Origin of the sequence: Nocardiopsis codii (assembly GCF_036327455.1) — a bacterium.
Classification (GTDB): domain Bacteria; phylum Actinomycetota; class Actinomycetes; order Streptosporangiales; family Streptosporangiaceae; genus Nocardiopsis; species Nocardiopsis codii.
This window is the reverse complement of record NZ_JAUZMY010000010.1, coordinates 186,529-201,032: the sequence shown is the minus strand read 5'-3', so window position 1 is coordinate 201,032 and position 14,504 is coordinate 186,529. Positions and strand designations below refer to the sequence as shown.

At 74.7% G+C, this 14,504-nt stretch carries 15 protein-coding genes and 1 pseudogene; 8 read left to right on the top strand and 8 right to left on the bottom strand.

Going from position 1 to position 14,504, the window contains the following annotated elements:
- The first annotated feature begins 134 nt into the window (after positions 1-134).
- Together Q8791_RS12785 and Q8791_RS12780 are read left to right on the top strand one after the other, a co-directional pair.
- Positions 135-1,382 carry a cyclopropane-fatty-acyl-phospholipid synthase family protein gene (locus Q8791_RS12785; RefSeq protein WP_330091906.1) on the top strand — a complete coding sequence of 416 codons (1,248 nt, stop codon included), beginning with the start codon at positions 135-137 and terminating at the stop codon, positions 1,380-1,382.
- Positions 1,383-1,438: 56 nt separating this feature from the next.
- The gene (locus tag Q8791_RS12780; protein WP_407941991.1) at positions 1,439-2,185 is read left to right on the top strand and encodes a DUF1295 domain-containing protein; all 747 of its coding nucleotides are present in this window, start codon (positions 1,439-1,441) and stop codon (positions 2,183-2,185) included.
- Positions 2,186-2,231: 46 nt separating this feature from the next.
- Here the strand turns inward: Q8791_RS12780 and mug are convergent, their stop codons facing one another.
- The 6 genes from mug to Q8791_RS12750 all read right to left on the bottom strand — a co-directional run bounded on the left by mug (position 2,232) and on the right by Q8791_RS12750 (position 7,123).
- Positions 2,232-2,777, bottom strand: a complete 546-nt coding sequence (mug, locus tag Q8791_RS12775) for a G/U mismatch-specific DNA glycosylase (RefSeq protein ID WP_330091905.1) — start codon at positions 2,775-2,777, stop codon at positions 2,232-2,234.
- A gap of 404 nt (positions 2,778-3,181) precedes the next feature.
- Entirely contained in the window at positions 3,182-3,967 is a 786-nt protein-coding gene (locus tag Q8791_RS12770) for an SDR family oxidoreductase (RefSeq protein ID WP_330091879.1), read from the bottom strand.
- A gap of 265 nt (positions 3,968-4,232) precedes the next feature.
- The gene (locus Q8791_RS12765; RefSeq protein ID WP_330091878.1) at positions 4,233-5,486 is read right to left on the bottom strand and encodes an NAD(P)/FAD-dependent oxidoreductase; all 1,254 of its coding nucleotides are present in this window, start codon (positions 5,484-5,486) and stop codon (positions 4,233-4,235) included.
- Complete coding sequence (locus tag Q8791_RS12760) at positions 5,483-5,680, bottom strand: ferredoxin (protein WP_330091877.1); 198 nt, start codon at positions 5,678-5,680, stop codon at positions 5,483-5,485. The genes Q8791_RS12765 and Q8791_RS12760 overlap by 4 nt, the downstream gene beginning before the upstream one ends.
- Positions 5,677-6,597 carry a pyridoxamine 5'-phosphate oxidase family protein gene (locus tag Q8791_RS12755; protein ID WP_330091876.1) on the bottom strand — a complete coding sequence of 307 codons (921 nt, stop codon included), beginning with the start codon at positions 6,595-6,597 and terminating at the stop codon, positions 5,677-5,679. The genes Q8791_RS12760 and Q8791_RS12755 overlap by 4 nt, the downstream gene beginning before the upstream one ends.
- 73 nt (positions 6,598-6,670) lie before the next feature.
- Entirely contained in the window at positions 6,671-7,123 is a 453-nt protein-coding gene (locus Q8791_RS12750) for a VOC family protein (protein WP_330091875.1), read from the bottom strand.
- A gap of 307 nt (positions 7,124-7,430) precedes the next feature.
- On the opposite strand from Q8791_RS12750, the gene Q8791_RS12745 reads away from it, so the two are divergent.
- Both Q8791_RS12745 and Q8791_RS12740 read left to right on the top strand, forming a co-directional pair.
- Positions 7,431-7,958, top strand: a complete 528-nt coding sequence (locus Q8791_RS12745; RefSeq protein ID WP_330091874.1) for a CGNR zinc finger domain-containing protein — start codon at positions 7,431-7,433, stop codon at positions 7,956-7,958.
- Positions 7,877-8,512: pseudogene (locus Q8791_RS12740) on the top strand (penicillin acylase family protein); the annotation flags it as partial. The gene Q8791_RS12745 and the pseudogene Q8791_RS12740, both read left to right, overlap by 82 nt.
- 212 nt (positions 8,513-8,724) lie before the next feature.
- Here the strand turns inward: Q8791_RS12740 and Q8791_RS12735 are convergent.
- Positions 8,725-9,774 (bottom strand): NAD(P)-dependent alcohol dehydrogenase, encoded by a 1,050-nt coding sequence (locus Q8791_RS12735; RefSeq protein WP_330091873.1) that lies wholly within the window; start codon positions 9,772-9,774, stop codon positions 8,725-8,727.
- 209 nt (positions 9,775-9,983) lie between these two features.
- Here Q8791_RS12735 and Q8791_RS12730 point away from each other — a divergent pair, with 209 nt between their 5' ends.
- From Q8791_RS12730 to Q8791_RS12715, 4 genes are all read left to right on the top strand, one after another.
- The gene (locus Q8791_RS12730; RefSeq protein WP_330091872.1) at positions 9,984-11,627 is read left to right on the top strand and encodes an MFS transporter; all 1,644 of its coding nucleotides are present in this window, start codon (positions 9,984-9,986) and stop codon (positions 11,625-11,627) included.
- Between the two features lie 100 nt (positions 11,628-11,727).
- Positions 11,728-12,117, top strand: coding sequence for a VOC family protein (locus Q8791_RS12725; protein ID WP_330091871.1), 390 nt, complete (start codon positions 11,728-11,730; stop codon positions 12,115-12,117).
- Between the two features lie 67 nt (positions 12,118-12,184).
- The gene (locus Q8791_RS12720; RefSeq protein ID WP_330091904.1) at positions 12,185-12,568 is read left to right on the top strand and encodes a VOC family protein; all 384 of its coding nucleotides are present in this window, start codon (positions 12,185-12,187) and stop codon (positions 12,566-12,568) included.
- 1 nt (position 12,569) lies between these two features.
- Complete coding sequence (locus Q8791_RS12715) at positions 12,570-13,541, top strand: sigma-70 family RNA polymerase sigma factor (RefSeq protein WP_330091870.1); 972 nt, start codon at positions 12,570-12,572, stop codon at positions 13,539-13,541.
- Between the two features lie 101 nt (positions 13,542-13,642).
- Here the strand turns inward: Q8791_RS12715 and Q8791_RS12710 are convergent, their stop codons facing one another.
- Positions 13,643-14,503 (bottom strand): alpha/beta fold hydrolase, encoded by an 861-nt coding sequence (locus Q8791_RS12710; RefSeq protein ID WP_330091869.1) that lies wholly within the window; start codon positions 14,501-14,503, stop codon positions 13,643-13,645.
- Position 14,504 lies beyond the last annotated feature (1 nt).

The following is a 14,504-nucleotide window of genomic DNA, read 5'->3' as shown; positions in this document are numbered from 1 at the left end:
CCACCCAGCCCACCACCACGACCGGGACCCCCGCGACGACCGCCGGTCGCGCCGCCGAACCCCCGGCCGCGCCGAAGGAGGCCGCCGGCCCCGACCCGACCCTCTCCGCCGTCCCGCGCGGGGCCGCCCACTTCCTGGCGCCCCTCGTCGCGGGCCTGTTCAACGGGATCATGCCGGTCCGGCTGCGCGCCTGGGACGGCAGCGAGGCCGGCCCCGCCGACGCGCCCCGCGTGGTCCTGCGGGACCGCGACGCCGTGCGCCACATCCTGGCCCGCCCCGGCGAACTGGGGCTCGCGCGCGCCTACGTCACCGGTTCGCTCGACGTCGACGGCGACCTCACCGACGGGCTGCGCCGCGTGTGGGCGAGCGTCGCCGAGAACGGCACCTCCCTGCCCGGCCCCGTGGAGGCCGCCCGGGCCGCCCGCGTGCTCGTCACCCTGGGCGTGGTCGGCCCGCCGCCGCCCCCGCCGACCGCCGAGGCGCGCATGAGGGGGCGCCTCCACTCGCGCGAACGCGACGCGGCCGCCATCGCCCACCACTACGACGCCGGGAACGACCTGTACGAACTCCTCCTGGACGAGTCCATGGCCTACTCGTGCGCCTACTGGACCAGCGACGACCCCGGCTACACCCTCGCCGACGCCCAACGAGACAAGCTCGAACTCGTGTGCTCCGAACTCGGCCTGTCCACGGGCGACCGCCTCCTCGACGTCGGCTGCGGCTGGGGGTCCCTCGCCCTCCACGCCGCGCGACACCACGGGGTCGCGGTCACCGCCGTCACCCTGTCCGCCCGACAGCGCGACCACGTCACCGACCGCGCCCGCGAGGAGGGCCTGGAGGACCTGGTCGAGGTCCGGCTCCAGCACTACCGGGAGGTCGTCGACGCCGGTTTCGACGCCGTCGCGGCCATCGAGATGGGCGAGCACGTGGGGCGCGACGGGTACGCGCCCTTCGCCCGCGCCCTGCGCACGCGGCTGCGGCCCGGCGGACGCCTGCTCGTCCAGCAGATGTCCCGGCGCGGTGCGCGGCCGGGCGGAGGGCCCTTCATCGAGCGCTACATCGCGCCCGACATGCACATGCGTCCGGTCGGGGAGACGGTCGGCCTGCTGGAGGACGCCGGACTGGAGGTGCGGAGTGTGCGGGCCATGCGCGAGCACTACGTGCGCACGGCCCGCGCCTGGTCGGACGAGCTGGAGCGCCGGTTCGACGAGCTGGTCGGACTCGTCGGCGCGGAGTCCGCGCGCGTGTGGCGCCTCTACCTGGCCGGGGGAGCGCTGGCCTTCGAGGACGGGAGCATGGGCGTGGACCAGATCGTGGCCGTGCGGCCCGACCGCCCCGGCGACCGTGCCGCGCACCGGGCCCCCGCCGGAGGCGCCCGGTGAACACCGCCGCACTCCTCACCACCCTGGCCGTGTCCGCCGCGGCCGTGGCCGTCCTCATGCTCGCGACCTTCGCGGTCGGGCTGCGCGCGGGACGGCACAGCGTCGTGGACGCGGCCTGGGGGGCGGGGTTCGCCGTGGTCGCGGCGGTCAGCGCACTGACGGCCACCGGAGACCCGGCCCGCGCCTGGCTCCTGTTCGGGCTCACCGCGGTGTGGGGCGTGCGCCTGGCGGTCCACATCGGGCTGCGCGGCCGGGGCGGGGGCGAGGACCCGCGCTACGAACGCCTCCTCGCCGGAGCCCCCGGGAACCCGAACCTCTACGCCCTGCGGATCGTCTACCTGCTCCAGGGCGCCCTGGTCCTGCTGATCTCCCTGCCGGTCCAGACGGCCGCGCACACCACGGCCCCGCTCGGCTGGGCGGCCGTGCTCGGCGTACTCCTGTGGCTGACGGGGTTCGCGTTCGAGGCGGTCGGCGACGCCCAGCTGGCCCGGTTCAAGCGCGATCCGGCCAACAGGGGCCTGATCATGGACCGGGGGCTGTGGGCGTGGACCCGCCACCCGAACTACTTCGGTGACGCCTGTGTGTGGTGGGGGCTGTTCCTGGTCGCCCTGGGCGGCTCGTGGTGGGTGCTGCTCACCCTGCCCGCGCCGCTGGTGATGACCTACCTGCTCACCCGGGGCTCCGGTCAGCGGCTGCTGGACGAGCACATGGCGGGGCGGCCCGGCTGGTCCGAGTACGCCGAGCGCACCAGCGCCTTCGTCCCCCTGCCGCCGAAGCGGCACGGGAGCGGCGGGGGGTCCTAGCGTGCCCCGGCGGGGAAGCCCGGAGGGGCGCCCTGCGGGGCGCCCGTCAGGCCGGGCCGGAGGACCGGTCCGGGAGCCCTGCGGCACGCCGCAGACGCGCGAACTCCTCGATGAGCGGTCCCAGCTGCCAGTGCGCGTTCCGGCCGCTGGGATTCGGCAGCAGCCACACCCGGGTGTCGCCGATCCGCGCGTCCTGGGGCCCCACCGCCGCACGGCGGTCACCGAAGGCCTCCCGGTAGGCGGTCACGCCCAGGACCGCCAGCCACCGGGGGCGCCAGCGCTGGACCTTGGCCCGCAACCTCCGCCCGCCCTCCACGATCTCCTCACGGCTCAGTTCGTCGGCCCGGGCCGTGGTCCGTTCGACGACGTTGGTGATTCCCAGGCCCAGGGCCAGGAGTGCGTCCTCCTCGTCCGGCCTGAGCTGCCGAGGGGTGAAGCCGGACCCGTGCAGGGAGGGCCAGAAACGCGTGCCCGGCTTGGCGAAGTGGTGCCCGGCGGCCCCCGAGGCCAGACCGGGGTTGATGCCGCAGAAGAGCACCCCCAGGTCCTCTCCCAGCAGGTCCGGGACCACCCTGTCCCGGGCCGCCTCCAGCTCAGCCCTGCCCGGACCGGGCGCCCCGTGCGAGGAGGCGCGCGCACGCGGGCGCGGGGCCTCGGCCTTCGGCGGTGTGCCTGCGGAGCGTCCGCTCTCGTGGTCCATGGGGTCCTCCTCCGTGGCCTGGGATCGGTGGTGCGGGAACCGTGCCGATGTCAGTGGCCCCTTCCCCGGAACTGACCGAAGCCCCTCCGCCGTGATCTTGTACTTATAGCGAGTCTGGGCGGTCAAAACCGTCTACAAGTACAAGATCATCAGGGTCAGAGCCTCTCGGGTCACACAGATAACGTTTCCGGGCAGCCCGGGAGACCGATTCGCACCCGGGGCCGTGCCGCGCGCGTGGGGGCGCGGCACGGCCCCGGGCTCCGCGGCGGGGGCGGGGCCCCGCCCGCCGCCCGGGATCACACCGACGGGATCTGCCCGCCGTCCACCCGGACCGTCGAACCCGTGACGTAGGCGGCCTGGCGGCTCGCCAGGAACGCCGCCACCGCCCCGTACTCCTCCGGGGTGCCGTAGCGCCCGGCGGGGATCTGGGCGCTCGACTCGCGCCGCACCTCCTCGAACGGGCGGCCCTCGCGCTCGGCGCGGCCGCTGTCCAGCGAGTCCGTGCGCGGCGTCGTGATGCGGCCCGGGACGATGACGTTGACGGTCACCCCGTCCGACGCCACCTCGTTGGACACCGTCTTGGACCAGGCGTGCAGCGAGGCCCGCAGCGTGTTGGAGATCCCCAGGTTCGGGATCGGCGTGATCGGCCCGGAGGACGTGCTGGTGATGATCCGGCCCCAGCCGCGTTCGCGCATCCCGCCGATCACGGCGTCGGTGAGCCGGATGACGGGCAGGACCATCGACCCGTACATGCCCTCCCACACCTCGGCGTCCTGGCCCAGGGCGGAGGTGGGCGGCGGGCCGCCGGTGTTGTTGACCAGGATGTCGACCGGGCCGAGCTCGGAGGCCACCCGGGCCACGACCCCGGCCGCGCCCGCGTGGTCGGCCAGGTCCCACTCCACGGCCAGCGCGGACACGCCGTGTTCGGCGCACGCCGCGACGGTGGCGTCCAGGCGCTCCTTGTCACGGCCGGTCACGGCCACGTGCGCGCCCTCGGCCGCCAGCGCGACGGCGATGGCTCTTCCCAGGCCGGAGCTGGCCGCGGTGACCAGAGCGACCTTTCCCGCGATCCCCAGATCCATGTCTCTCCTCACGGTTCCTACCAGTGCTGACGGCATCCTGGCAGCAGACCCCCCACACCGCGAAACCGGGGGCCGCCCAGGCCTCGCGGCGGTCGGGCGGTACCGGGCCCGCCGACGCGGCGCCCGCTGCGGCGTGCCGCCCCCGCCCGGTCCCGCGCCCCGGGGAGCACCGCCCCCGGCACGGGGCGCGGCAGGCACGGCCGGCGGGGGCGAGGTCCACGTCCGGGCAGGCCAGGAGGTCGGAGGCCCGGGCGCCCCACCCCGCCTACCGGTGGTGGGCGTCGACCCGGTCGAGGCCGGACCAGTCCTCCCGGAGGCGGTCCCGGTAGGCGGCCAGCCGCGACGTCCGGTTCGCGGTGAGGGCGCCGACCAGACGATCGCCCCGGTGGAAGGAGACCTCCAGCCTCCCCCGGGCGGCGTCGTGGTCGTGGACCTCGGTCCGGTCGGCCAGACGGGGCAGCCCCACCGACCGCAGGCGCAGCCCGAACTGGTCGGACCAGAACGAGGGCACCGCGGTCTCCGTCCCGCTCTCCTGTCCGAGCAGGGTCGCGGCGGCCGTGTCGGCGTGGTCGACCGCCTCGCTCCAGTGCCCCAGGGCCAGGTGGGCGGGGACTCCGTCACCCGAGTACGGGTGCGGCGAGGCGGCGGCGTCGCCCACCGCCACGATCCCGTCCACCGGGGCGCCGTCGTCCGCCAGCGGCCTCCGCCGGTGGTCGCAGACCACCGCCCGGGAACCGTCCGGAGCGGACCGCAGCCCGGAGCCCCGCAGCCATGCCGTGGCGGCCCGCGCCCCCAGGGCCAGGACGGCGGCCCCGGCCGCGACACGGGTTCCGTCGGACAGGACGGCGCCCTCCATGACCCGACCGCCCAGGAACCCCTCCACCGCGGCCCCCGGCCGTGCGTCCACACCGGCCAGGGCGCGGGCGCCGGCCACGAACCCGCCGACCACGGGGCCCGCGGCCCGCGCGAGGGGCAGCGGCGCCCGGTGCACCTGCGTCACCGCGACCCCGAGTGTGCGGGCGGCCGTGGCGACCTCCCCGCCGAGGAACCCGCCGCCGACCACCAGCAGCGGGACGCCGTGCCCGAGCGCCAGCAGCAGGCCGCGCGCGTCCTGGAGGCTCCGCAGCAGGTGCGTGCCCGCGGCGGGCGGCGAGCCGGGTCCCGGCCAGGGGGCGGCCGACGCGCCGGAGGCGATCACCAGTCCGTCGTAGTCCAGGACGGACCCGTCGTCCAGCGCCAACCGCCGAGCGGTCCGGTCGAGTCCGACGGCGGTCCTTCCCAGGAGCCACCGCGCGTCCAGGTCCGGGGGGAGGGGGAGCGCGTTCTCCGCCTCCGTCCGGCGCCCCGTCAGGAGGTCCTTGGACAGGGCCGGTCGGTCGTAGGGGAGGCGGGGCTCCTCGCCCACCAGGGTGATCCGGCCGCCGAAGCCCCGTTCCCGCAGGGCCGTCGCGGCGCGCAGACCCGCCAGGCCCGCACCCACCACGACGACCGCCCCGGACGCCCCCTGGAGCCCCCTCACCCCCGGCCTCCCTCGACCGTGATCGCCCGGACCGGGCAGCTCCGCACCGCCCGCGCCACCGCCTCCCCCTGTCCGGGGCCGGGCGCCTCCTCGTACAGGAGCTCCTCGTCGTCGTCGAAGGAGAAGACCCCGGGGGCGGCGAACACGCACTGTCCGTGGTTCTCACACGACGCCCTGTCGACACGGACCCTCATCGGACACCTCCCGTGACCGCCGCCGGACCGGTCGGCGGGTTGAACCTGGAGTACTGCGGGGCGCCCGGGGACAGGAGCCCGCCGGACGGCGCGGCCGCCACCCCCTCGACGGCGAACTCCACCGTCCGCCGCCCCGCCCCCTCCTCCCACAGCACGCGGGCGGTCCCCGTGAGCCGGACCAGCCCGCCCGTCGCCCAGTCGGGGACCAGCAGACCGGCGCGCGGGTTCAGCTCCAGGTTCCCGAGCGTCATGAACATGGCGTTTCCGGCGTAGTCGGGCCAGCTGAGCAGGGTGGGGGAGTGCACCCGCAGGAATCCGGGCGCCCCGCCCCGGTGGCTGGCGTCGGTGTCGCCGGTCCCGCTCGCGGTCGCGACGAAGAAGGTGTCCGCCCGCGAGAGCAGGTCCTGCTGTGCGCCGGACAGCCGCTCCGTCCGTATCGGCGTGACCTCCCCGGCCCCGTCCCCGGAGGCGGGTGCGATCTCGCGCTTCTGGATGTACTTGGGGCAGTTGGCGTACACCTGCTCCGTGAGGATCCGCAGCCCGCCGCCGTGCGGGTGCGAGGTGCCGTTGATCCGCATGCGCCGGCGCGTGGCCGGTTCGATCGCCAGGGTCCCGACCCGGGCGGGCGGGGCTCCCCGTCCGAGGACCCCGGCCAGCGGGTCGCCGTCGTGCGGGGTCGCGCCGACGTCGAGGGTGCGCGGGTCACGGGTCCGCAGGAACCCGGGCGGCCCCGTGAGCGCCGAGCACCACAGGTCGCCGCGGCCGTCGGCGGCGCCCAGCACGAGCAGGGGCTGCGCGGCCAGGAACTCGGCGGCGACGTCGGGTATCGCGTCGCCGACGGCCCCCTCGGAGGCCCCGGCCCGGTCGGACAGGGCGGCCCTGGCCTGGACCGCCCGCTCTCCCCGGTGGTAGGTCATGTCCTTGTCCTCCAGGTGTGGGGCGGCGCCCCCCGTGTCCGGGGGCACCGCGCGGGATGGGTGCCGTGCGGTTCTAGAAGAACCCGCAGGTGGGGGCGGACGCGACGGGTGCCGCTGCGTCCTCGGCCCCGGTGGGGGCGTAGATCTCCAGCCGGATGCCGTCCGGGTCGTGGAAGAACACGCCGCCGGACGCCGCGCCCTCCCCGTGCGGGACGACGCCGTCGTAGGCGAACTCCACGGCGGCCTCCCGCAGCCGGGCCTCGGCCTCGCGGACCTCCTCCACCGTGTCCACCTGGAAGGACAGGTGGTGCAGGCCGGCCGCGTCCGTGCGGAACGCCTCGGTGCTCTGCCGCCACAGGGTCAGCACGAGCGTGCCCTCGTGTCCGAGGAAGGCGAACTCGCGCCCCTCCCCGGTGCCCTCTCCCATGGGTTCCAGGCCGAGGACGCGTCCGTAGAAGTCCAGGGAGCGGCGGAGGTCGGTGACGTTCAGGCCCACGTGGCCGGTCCTGCTGATGGTCGGCGCCATGGCGCACCCCGTTCCTGTCGGCGGCGGCACGGAGTTGTAACCGCCAAAGGTGACATTAGAGGGTTAGTTGCTCGGCATGCAACCACTCAAATAGATTTCAAGGGTTAGTGCTGGTTGGTGATACACATAGCGGGAACGACGACGGAGCCGGGCCGGACGCCTCCGGTGCGGTGCTGCGGCGCCCCGGCCCGCCCCGGCGGCGGGACGGGGCCGACCCCAGTACTGCCGCACGGCGGCGCGGAGCCGGACGGGCCCGGCGGACCACACGGAGGGCTGCACGATGGAACCGGGGCGCACACGCCCACTCGTGGGCGAACCGCTCGCGATGGATCTGCTCAACACCCGCTGGGTCTCGGGCGGCGTCCACCACGACCTGCTCGACTCCCTGGACGGCCTCCGTCAGTGGTTCGAGGAGATCGGGCGGGCCGGCCGGTTCACCGCCGACGAGGCCGCGCGCGGGAACCTCCTCCTCGCCCGCGACGCCCTCGCCCGCCTCGTCGACGGCCCCGACGACCCCGGCGCCGCAGCCGACCTCAACAGGGTGCTCGGCCACGGCGCCGTCCACCGGTTCCTGGACGGCGGGCGGGAAGGCTCCACCACCCGGTTCGAGGACCCCGCCTGGGCTCCGGCCTGGTCGGCGGCGGCCGACTACCTCGACCTGCTCTCCACGGCCCCCGACCGCATCCGCCGCTGCGCGAACCACGCCTGCGTCCTGCACTTCTACGACACCTCCCGCAACGGCACCCGGCGCTGGTGCTCCATGGCCGGTTGCGGGAACCGGGCGAAGGCCGCCCGGCACCACGCCCGGGAACGGGACGGCGGCAGAACGGCCTGAGCCCCGGAACAGCGACCGACCCCAGACCGAACGCGAGGCGCCGTGCCCGACGAATCCACCCACCGGGTCCCGGGCCTGGCCGCCTCGTCGAGGTCGTCTACGACCACTGGGGCGTGCCGCACATCCGGGCGCGCAACGACTCCGACGTCTTCGTCGCCCAACGCATCGCCACCCTGTTCACCAGCGGCATCAACGCCTACGTCGCCCTCACCGAGGCCGACCCCGGCCTGGCGGGCCCGGAGTTCGCCGAGGCGGGGTTCGCCCCGGGCCGCTGGTCACCCGGGGACCTGTGCCGCATCCGCTCCCACGGCCTCTACGGCAACGTCGAACAGGAACTCGACCGCGCCGTCACGCTGCACCGGCTCGGGCCCGGGGCCGAGGATCTGCGCAGCGCCCGCGACCCGCACGCGCCCCTCACGGTTCCCGAAGGCCTCGACCTGGGCGTCCTCCACGACGGGATCCTCCGCGACTACCGCCTGGTCTGCGCCCCCGTCGACCTGGGCGCAGGAGCCCCGGACCCGGTCACCGGGACCGCACACACTTCCGCGGAACCCGGGGCCGAGGGCAGCAACGACGGGGTCATCGGGCCGGGGCGGACGGACCGAGGGAGTGGGGGACCGCTCCAGGACCGGGCCGGCGGGGTGCGACGGGGCGCGGCCGGGAACCCCGGACCAACGGGCGCGGGCCCGGTGGGTGCAGCCGGGCAGGAGGGGGGGGGGCCGGGACGATCCCCCGGCCCCGCCCCCTCCTGCCGGACCCCGGCGGGTCAGCCCGCGTTCGGGACCACGACGGCCCGTCCGGCGACCTCCCCCGACTCCAGTTTCCGGTACGCCTCCAGGGCGTCCTCCATGCCGAACCGCTCGACGTCCGGGCGGATCTGCCCCGCCCGGTACATGTCCACGACCTCCCACAGGTCCTCCACCGTGCCCCAGTAGCTATTGGTCAGGTAGGACTCGTAGGGGGTGGTGAAGAACGAGAACTCGTGGGTGCCGCCCGCGATGCCCACCACCGTCAGGCGCCCGCCCTGGGCCAGCGACGCCGCCGCGGTCGCGATGGTCGGCGTGACGCCCACGAAGTCGAAGGCAGCGTCCACCCCCCGCCCGCCGGTGATCTCGCGGATCTGCTCCACCTGCCGCTCGCCCGCGCCCACGGTGATCGCCCCGTTCTGCTCCGCCCGGGCGCGGGCCTCGGGCTTGACGTCGGTCGCGATCACGGTGGCGCCGGTCAGCGCCCGCAGGATCTGCACGCCGATCTGACCCAGTCCGCCCAGGCCGATGACCAGGGCGTGGCGCCCACCGCTGTTCAGGTGCGGCAGTGCCTGCTTGATGGCGTGGTACGGGGTCAGCCCGGCGTCGGACAGCGGGGCGGCGTCCACCGGGTCGGCGTCGCCGAGCGGGACGAGGTGGTGCGCGGGCACGGTCACGTACTCGGCCATGCCCCCGTCGCGGCCCAGCCCGACCGCCATGTAGGGCATGGTCGCGACGTTCTCGCAGTAGGTGTCCTGGCCCTTGGCGCACTTGCGGCAGTGGCCGCAGCCGATCGGCCCGTAGGCCAGGTAGGCCTCGCCGACCTTCACGCGGTCGCTCACTCCCTCGCCGAGCTCCTCGACCCACCCGGAGTTCTCGTGGCCCAGGACGAACGGGGGCTTCTGCGCACCCGGCTGCCCCTCCTTGAAGTGGCGGTAGACGCTCACGTCGGAGTGGCACGCGCCCGCCCCGGCGACCCGGAGGAGGACATCCCCCGGGCCCGGCGAGGGCTTGGGGACGTCGGTGAGTGACGGGAACTGCTCGTAGTTCTCGAAGACCACGGCTCGCATAGGGTGCTCCCCCAACTGTCGTGGGACACGTCGGCGCACACGCGCGGCACTCTCCGTGTCCGGTCGGCCGCTCGACGTTATCAACGCGGCTCGCGGATGTCTGCCAATGAACGTCCCGAAAAGCGTTCATTGTTCTTGACCCGACCGATGAGTTCCCGGCCGCCGCCTGGTCCGTACACATGAACGAATACGGACGAGGAAAGGTCGCGATGAACGGCACGACACGGAACGGCGCGGAGCCCGCACGCGCGGACGGGCGGGCGTGGCTCGGCCTGGCGGTGCTGGCCCTGCCCACCCTGCTGCTCTCCCTGGACATGAGCGTCCTCTACCTCGCCCTGCCCCACCTGGCGGCCGACCTGGAGCCCAGCGGTCCCCAGCTGCTCTGGATCATGGACGTCTACGGCTTCATGATCGCCGGGTTCCTCATCACCATGGGGACCCTCGGCGACCGCATCGGCCGCAGGCGGCTGCTGATGATCGGGGCCGCCGTCTTCGGGCTCGCGTCCGCCGCCGCGGCGTTCTCGCCCACCGCCGAGGCCCTCATCGCCACCCGCACCCTCATGGGCGTGGCCGGGGCCACGCTCATGCCCTCCACCCTCGCTCTGATCAGCAACATGTTCACCCACCCGGGACAGCGCGCGGTCGCCATCTCGGTGTGGACGAGCTGCTTCATGGGCGGCACCGCCATCGGCCCCGTCGTCGGCGGGCTGTTCCTCCAGTGGTTCTGGTGGGGGTCGGTGCTCCTGCTCGGCGTACCCGTCATGGTGCTGCTGCTGGTCTGCGCGCCCCTGCTCCTGCCCGAGTTCCGCGACCCGGCGCCGGGCCGCCTCGACCTGGTCAGCGTCGGCCTGTCGCTGGCCGCGATCCTGCCCGTCGTCTACGGCCTCAAGGCCGCGGCCGGCGGTGGCCCCGCACTGGTCCCCCTCGCCGCCGTCGCGGCCGGACTGGTGATGGGCATGGTGTTCGTCCGGCGCCAGCTGCGCCTGCCGGTGCCCCTGCTGGACCTGCGGCTGTTCCGCCAACCCTCGTTCGGCCCCTCCCTGGGCGTGATGATGGTCGGAGCCGTCGCCATGGGCGGCACGTTCCTGCTGCTCAGCCAGTACCTCCAGCTGGTCGCCGGCCACTCCCCGCTGGTGGCCGGGCTGTGGCAGGTCCCCCCGGCACTGACGATGATCGCGGCCACCATGGCGGGCGCGCCCCTGGCCGCCCGGATCGGGCGCGCCAACGTCATCGGCGGCGGCATGTTCGTCACCGCAGCAGGATTCGTCCTGCTCTTCCTGGCCCCCGCCGAGCAGGGCACCCCCGTCGTCGTCACCGGTCTCCTCCTGGCCTCCGTCGGCCTCGGCCCCGGGGCGGCGCTGCTCACCGACATCGTCGTCGGCTCGGCGCCCAAGGAGAGGGCCGGGGCCGCCGCGTCCATGTCCGAGACCAGCGGCGAGTTCGGCATCGCCATGGGCGTGGCCCTCCTGGGCAGCCTCGCCGCCGCCGTCTACCGCACCGGGACCACCGTCCCCGAGGGCGTCCCGGACCGGGCCGGGGACACACTCGCCGGGGCCGTCGCCGTCGCCGAGGACCTGCCCGCGGACCTGGCCGCGCAGCTGCTCGGCCCCGCACGCGAGGCCTTCACCGACGGCCTCAACCTGGCCGGTGCCATCGGCGCCGTGACCATGGTCGTGTTCGGCGCGCTCGCCCTCGTCCTGCTCCGCTCCGCGCCGTCCGCCGGGGACGGCACGGAACGGGAGGAGGACGCCGCGGGCCACGACGGCCCCGCCGCGTCCGGAGCGCCCGAGGACGCCGCGCCGCCGACGGACGGCGTGACCTGCAGGGTTCCCGCGGCGGCCGATGAGTCCTGAGCCCCGACCGGGTCGGTACGGGTGAGGGCCCCGCACGACCCGGGGCGCCGAACCGCCGCACACCCGACCCGGGGAGCGGCACCCGACCAGGGAGGACACCGTGAACCGCCCCAACCTCGACAGCATGCTCCTGGCCACCACCGACCCCGACCGGCTGCACGACTGGTACGCCGCCGTCCTGGACCCCCAGGCCGACGACTCCATGGACGACTACCGCGTCCTGCGCTTCGGCGGCTTCCACCTGCTCATCGACCGCCGCGACGACGTCGGGCCGACCGCCGGCGACCCCACGCGGATGATCCTCAACTTCGACGTGGGCGACGCACGCGCCGTCGCCGCCCGCATGGACGAGGCGGGGACCGAGTGGCTCGCGCCCCTGGAGGACCGCGGCGGCAGCCTGTTCGCCACCGCCAAGGACCCCGACGGCAACCTCGTCCAGATCATCCAGCTCAGCGAGAAGGACCGCGCCGCCATGGAGAGCGGCGCGTGACGAGGACACGACCGTCCCCAACGACAACACTGTGACCAGTAACAACACCGACAACAGGGAGAACGCCATGTTCGACACCACGAGGGCCTTCGCGTCCTTCGCCGTCCCCGACGCCGCGAGGGCGCGCGCCTTCTACGCCGACACCCTCGGCCTCGACGTCCGGCCCGTCGAGGGCATGGAGGAGGAGGGACTGCTCAGCATCGACCTGGGGGAGGGGCGCTCCATCCTCGTCTACCCCAAGCCCGACCACGCACCCGCCGTGTTCACCGTCCTCAACCTCGTCGTCGACGACGCCGAGGCGGCCGTGGACGAGCTCGCCCGGCGCGGCGTGCAGACGCTCCGCTACGACGAGTTCGACCAGGACGCCAAGGGGATCGCCCGCGGCACCCCGACGGTGGCGTGGTTCGCCGACCCGTTCGGCAACGTGTGTTCTGTCATACAGGAGGCGTAACGTGACAGTCGTGGTGGAACACGCATCCGACCAGGACTTCGCCCGGCTCGCCGACCCGTACCGGCGGGAGCTGTACGCGCACTGCTACCGCATGCTCGGATCGGTGCACGACGCGGAGGACCTCGTCCAGGAGACCTATCTGCGCGCCTGGAAGGGCTTCGACCGGTTCGAGGGCCGCTCCAGCCTGCGCACCTGGCTCCACCGGATCGCCACCACGGCCTGCCTCACCGCCTTGGACAGACGCCGCAGGCGTCCGCTGCCCACCGGGCTCGGCGGGCCCTCCGCACCCGACGGAGAGCTCGCCGAACGCCCGGAGGTGCCCTGGCTCGAACCGGTGCCCGACGCACTGGTGGGCGTCGACGACCCGGGGGCGGTCGTCGCCGTGCGCGAGAGCGTGCGCCTGGCGCTGGTCGCCGCGCTCCAGTACCTCCCGGCCAAGCAGAGGGCCGTGCTGATCCTGCGCGACGTCCTGCGGTTCAGCGCCGTCGAGGTCGCGGACATCCTGGACACGTCCGTGCCCGCCGTCAACAGCCTGCTCCAGCGGGCCCGCGCCCACCTGGCGCGGGAGGCGCCCACGGAGGAGGGGGTGTCCGCGCCGCCGCCCGACCAGCGCGAGACGCTCGCCCGGTACGTGGAGGCGTTCGAGTCCTACGACATCTCCGCGATCACCGAGCTGTTCACCGCCGACGCCGTGTTCGAGATGCCGCCGTTCACCACGTGGGTGCGCGGGGCCGAGGACATCGGCCGCCTCATCTCCGTCCAGTGCCCGGCCCGGGGCCCCGGCGACATGGTCCTGCTGCCGACCCGGGCCAACGGGCGTCCCGCGTTCGGGCTCTACATGCGCGGGGACGACGGCGTCCACCGGGCGTTCGGCCTCCAGGTCCTCGAAACCGTCCCGGGAGGCGTCTCCCACGCGGTGATGTTCTTCGACACCACGCTCTTCCACCGCTTCGGCCTGGCCCCGCACCTGTAGCCGACCGCTCCCCGAGCCGTGCCGGCGGTCGCCCGGCCACCCGTGTCCGGGCGGGGAGCCGGGCGGCCGCCCGCCGGGACCCACGGCCTGTCCCGGAGCGCTCAGGCCTCGCGCAGCACCCTGTGCAGGGTCTCCGAGAAACCGTCCGGGTGCGAGTCGTACCCCAGGTGGTCGCCGGGGAAGCCCACCGGCGCCGACCCCAGCCGTCCGGCCAGCGCGAGCCCGATGTCGTGGATGAGTTCGCCCTCGGACTCCGCGCCGAGCCCCACCACCACCCGCGGTGCGCCCCCGGCCAGCGCCTCCACGTCGGGGCGGTACAGGGAGATGGGCAGGAGCCCGTGGCGCAGGAAGTAGTCGAAGTTTCCGCTGACCCGCTCGAACGTCGCGAGCTCCTCCTCGCCGGGCGGGGGCCCGTCACCGCCGGACAGGGCGTCGCCCTCCGCCCCCTCGCCGACGTCCAGGCCGTTCAGCCCCAGGAACTCGACCATCGCCGCGTCGACGCCCTCGCGGAGGTAGGTGTCGTACACGTGGCGGTCCCTCGCCTCGGCCGCGGCGGGGTCGTCGAGCATCGGCACGCAGGCCGGTTCGTGGGCGACCAGAACACGCACGAGGTCGGGGTACCTGGCCGTCAGGGCGAGCCCGACCTGCCCGCCCCCGCTCGTGCCGAACACGTCCACGGGCCCGCCGCCGAGCTCCGCGATCAGGCGGGCCGCGTCGTCGGCGTGCACGTCCACCTCCTGCTCGACGGGTTCACCGTCCAAGGTGCTGCGCGAGTTGCCGCGCGGGTCGTAGGTGACGGTGGTGTAGCGGTCGGCGAGCAGTCGGGCGATCTCGGCGAGGACCCCGGCGTCCTGCGGGCCGCCGGGGATCATCAGCAGTACGGGGCCGGAGCCGCGGACCTCGTGGTGGATCCGGGCGCCGGGCACCTTCAGCGTGCGGACCTCGGGTTCGTGCGTCGACATG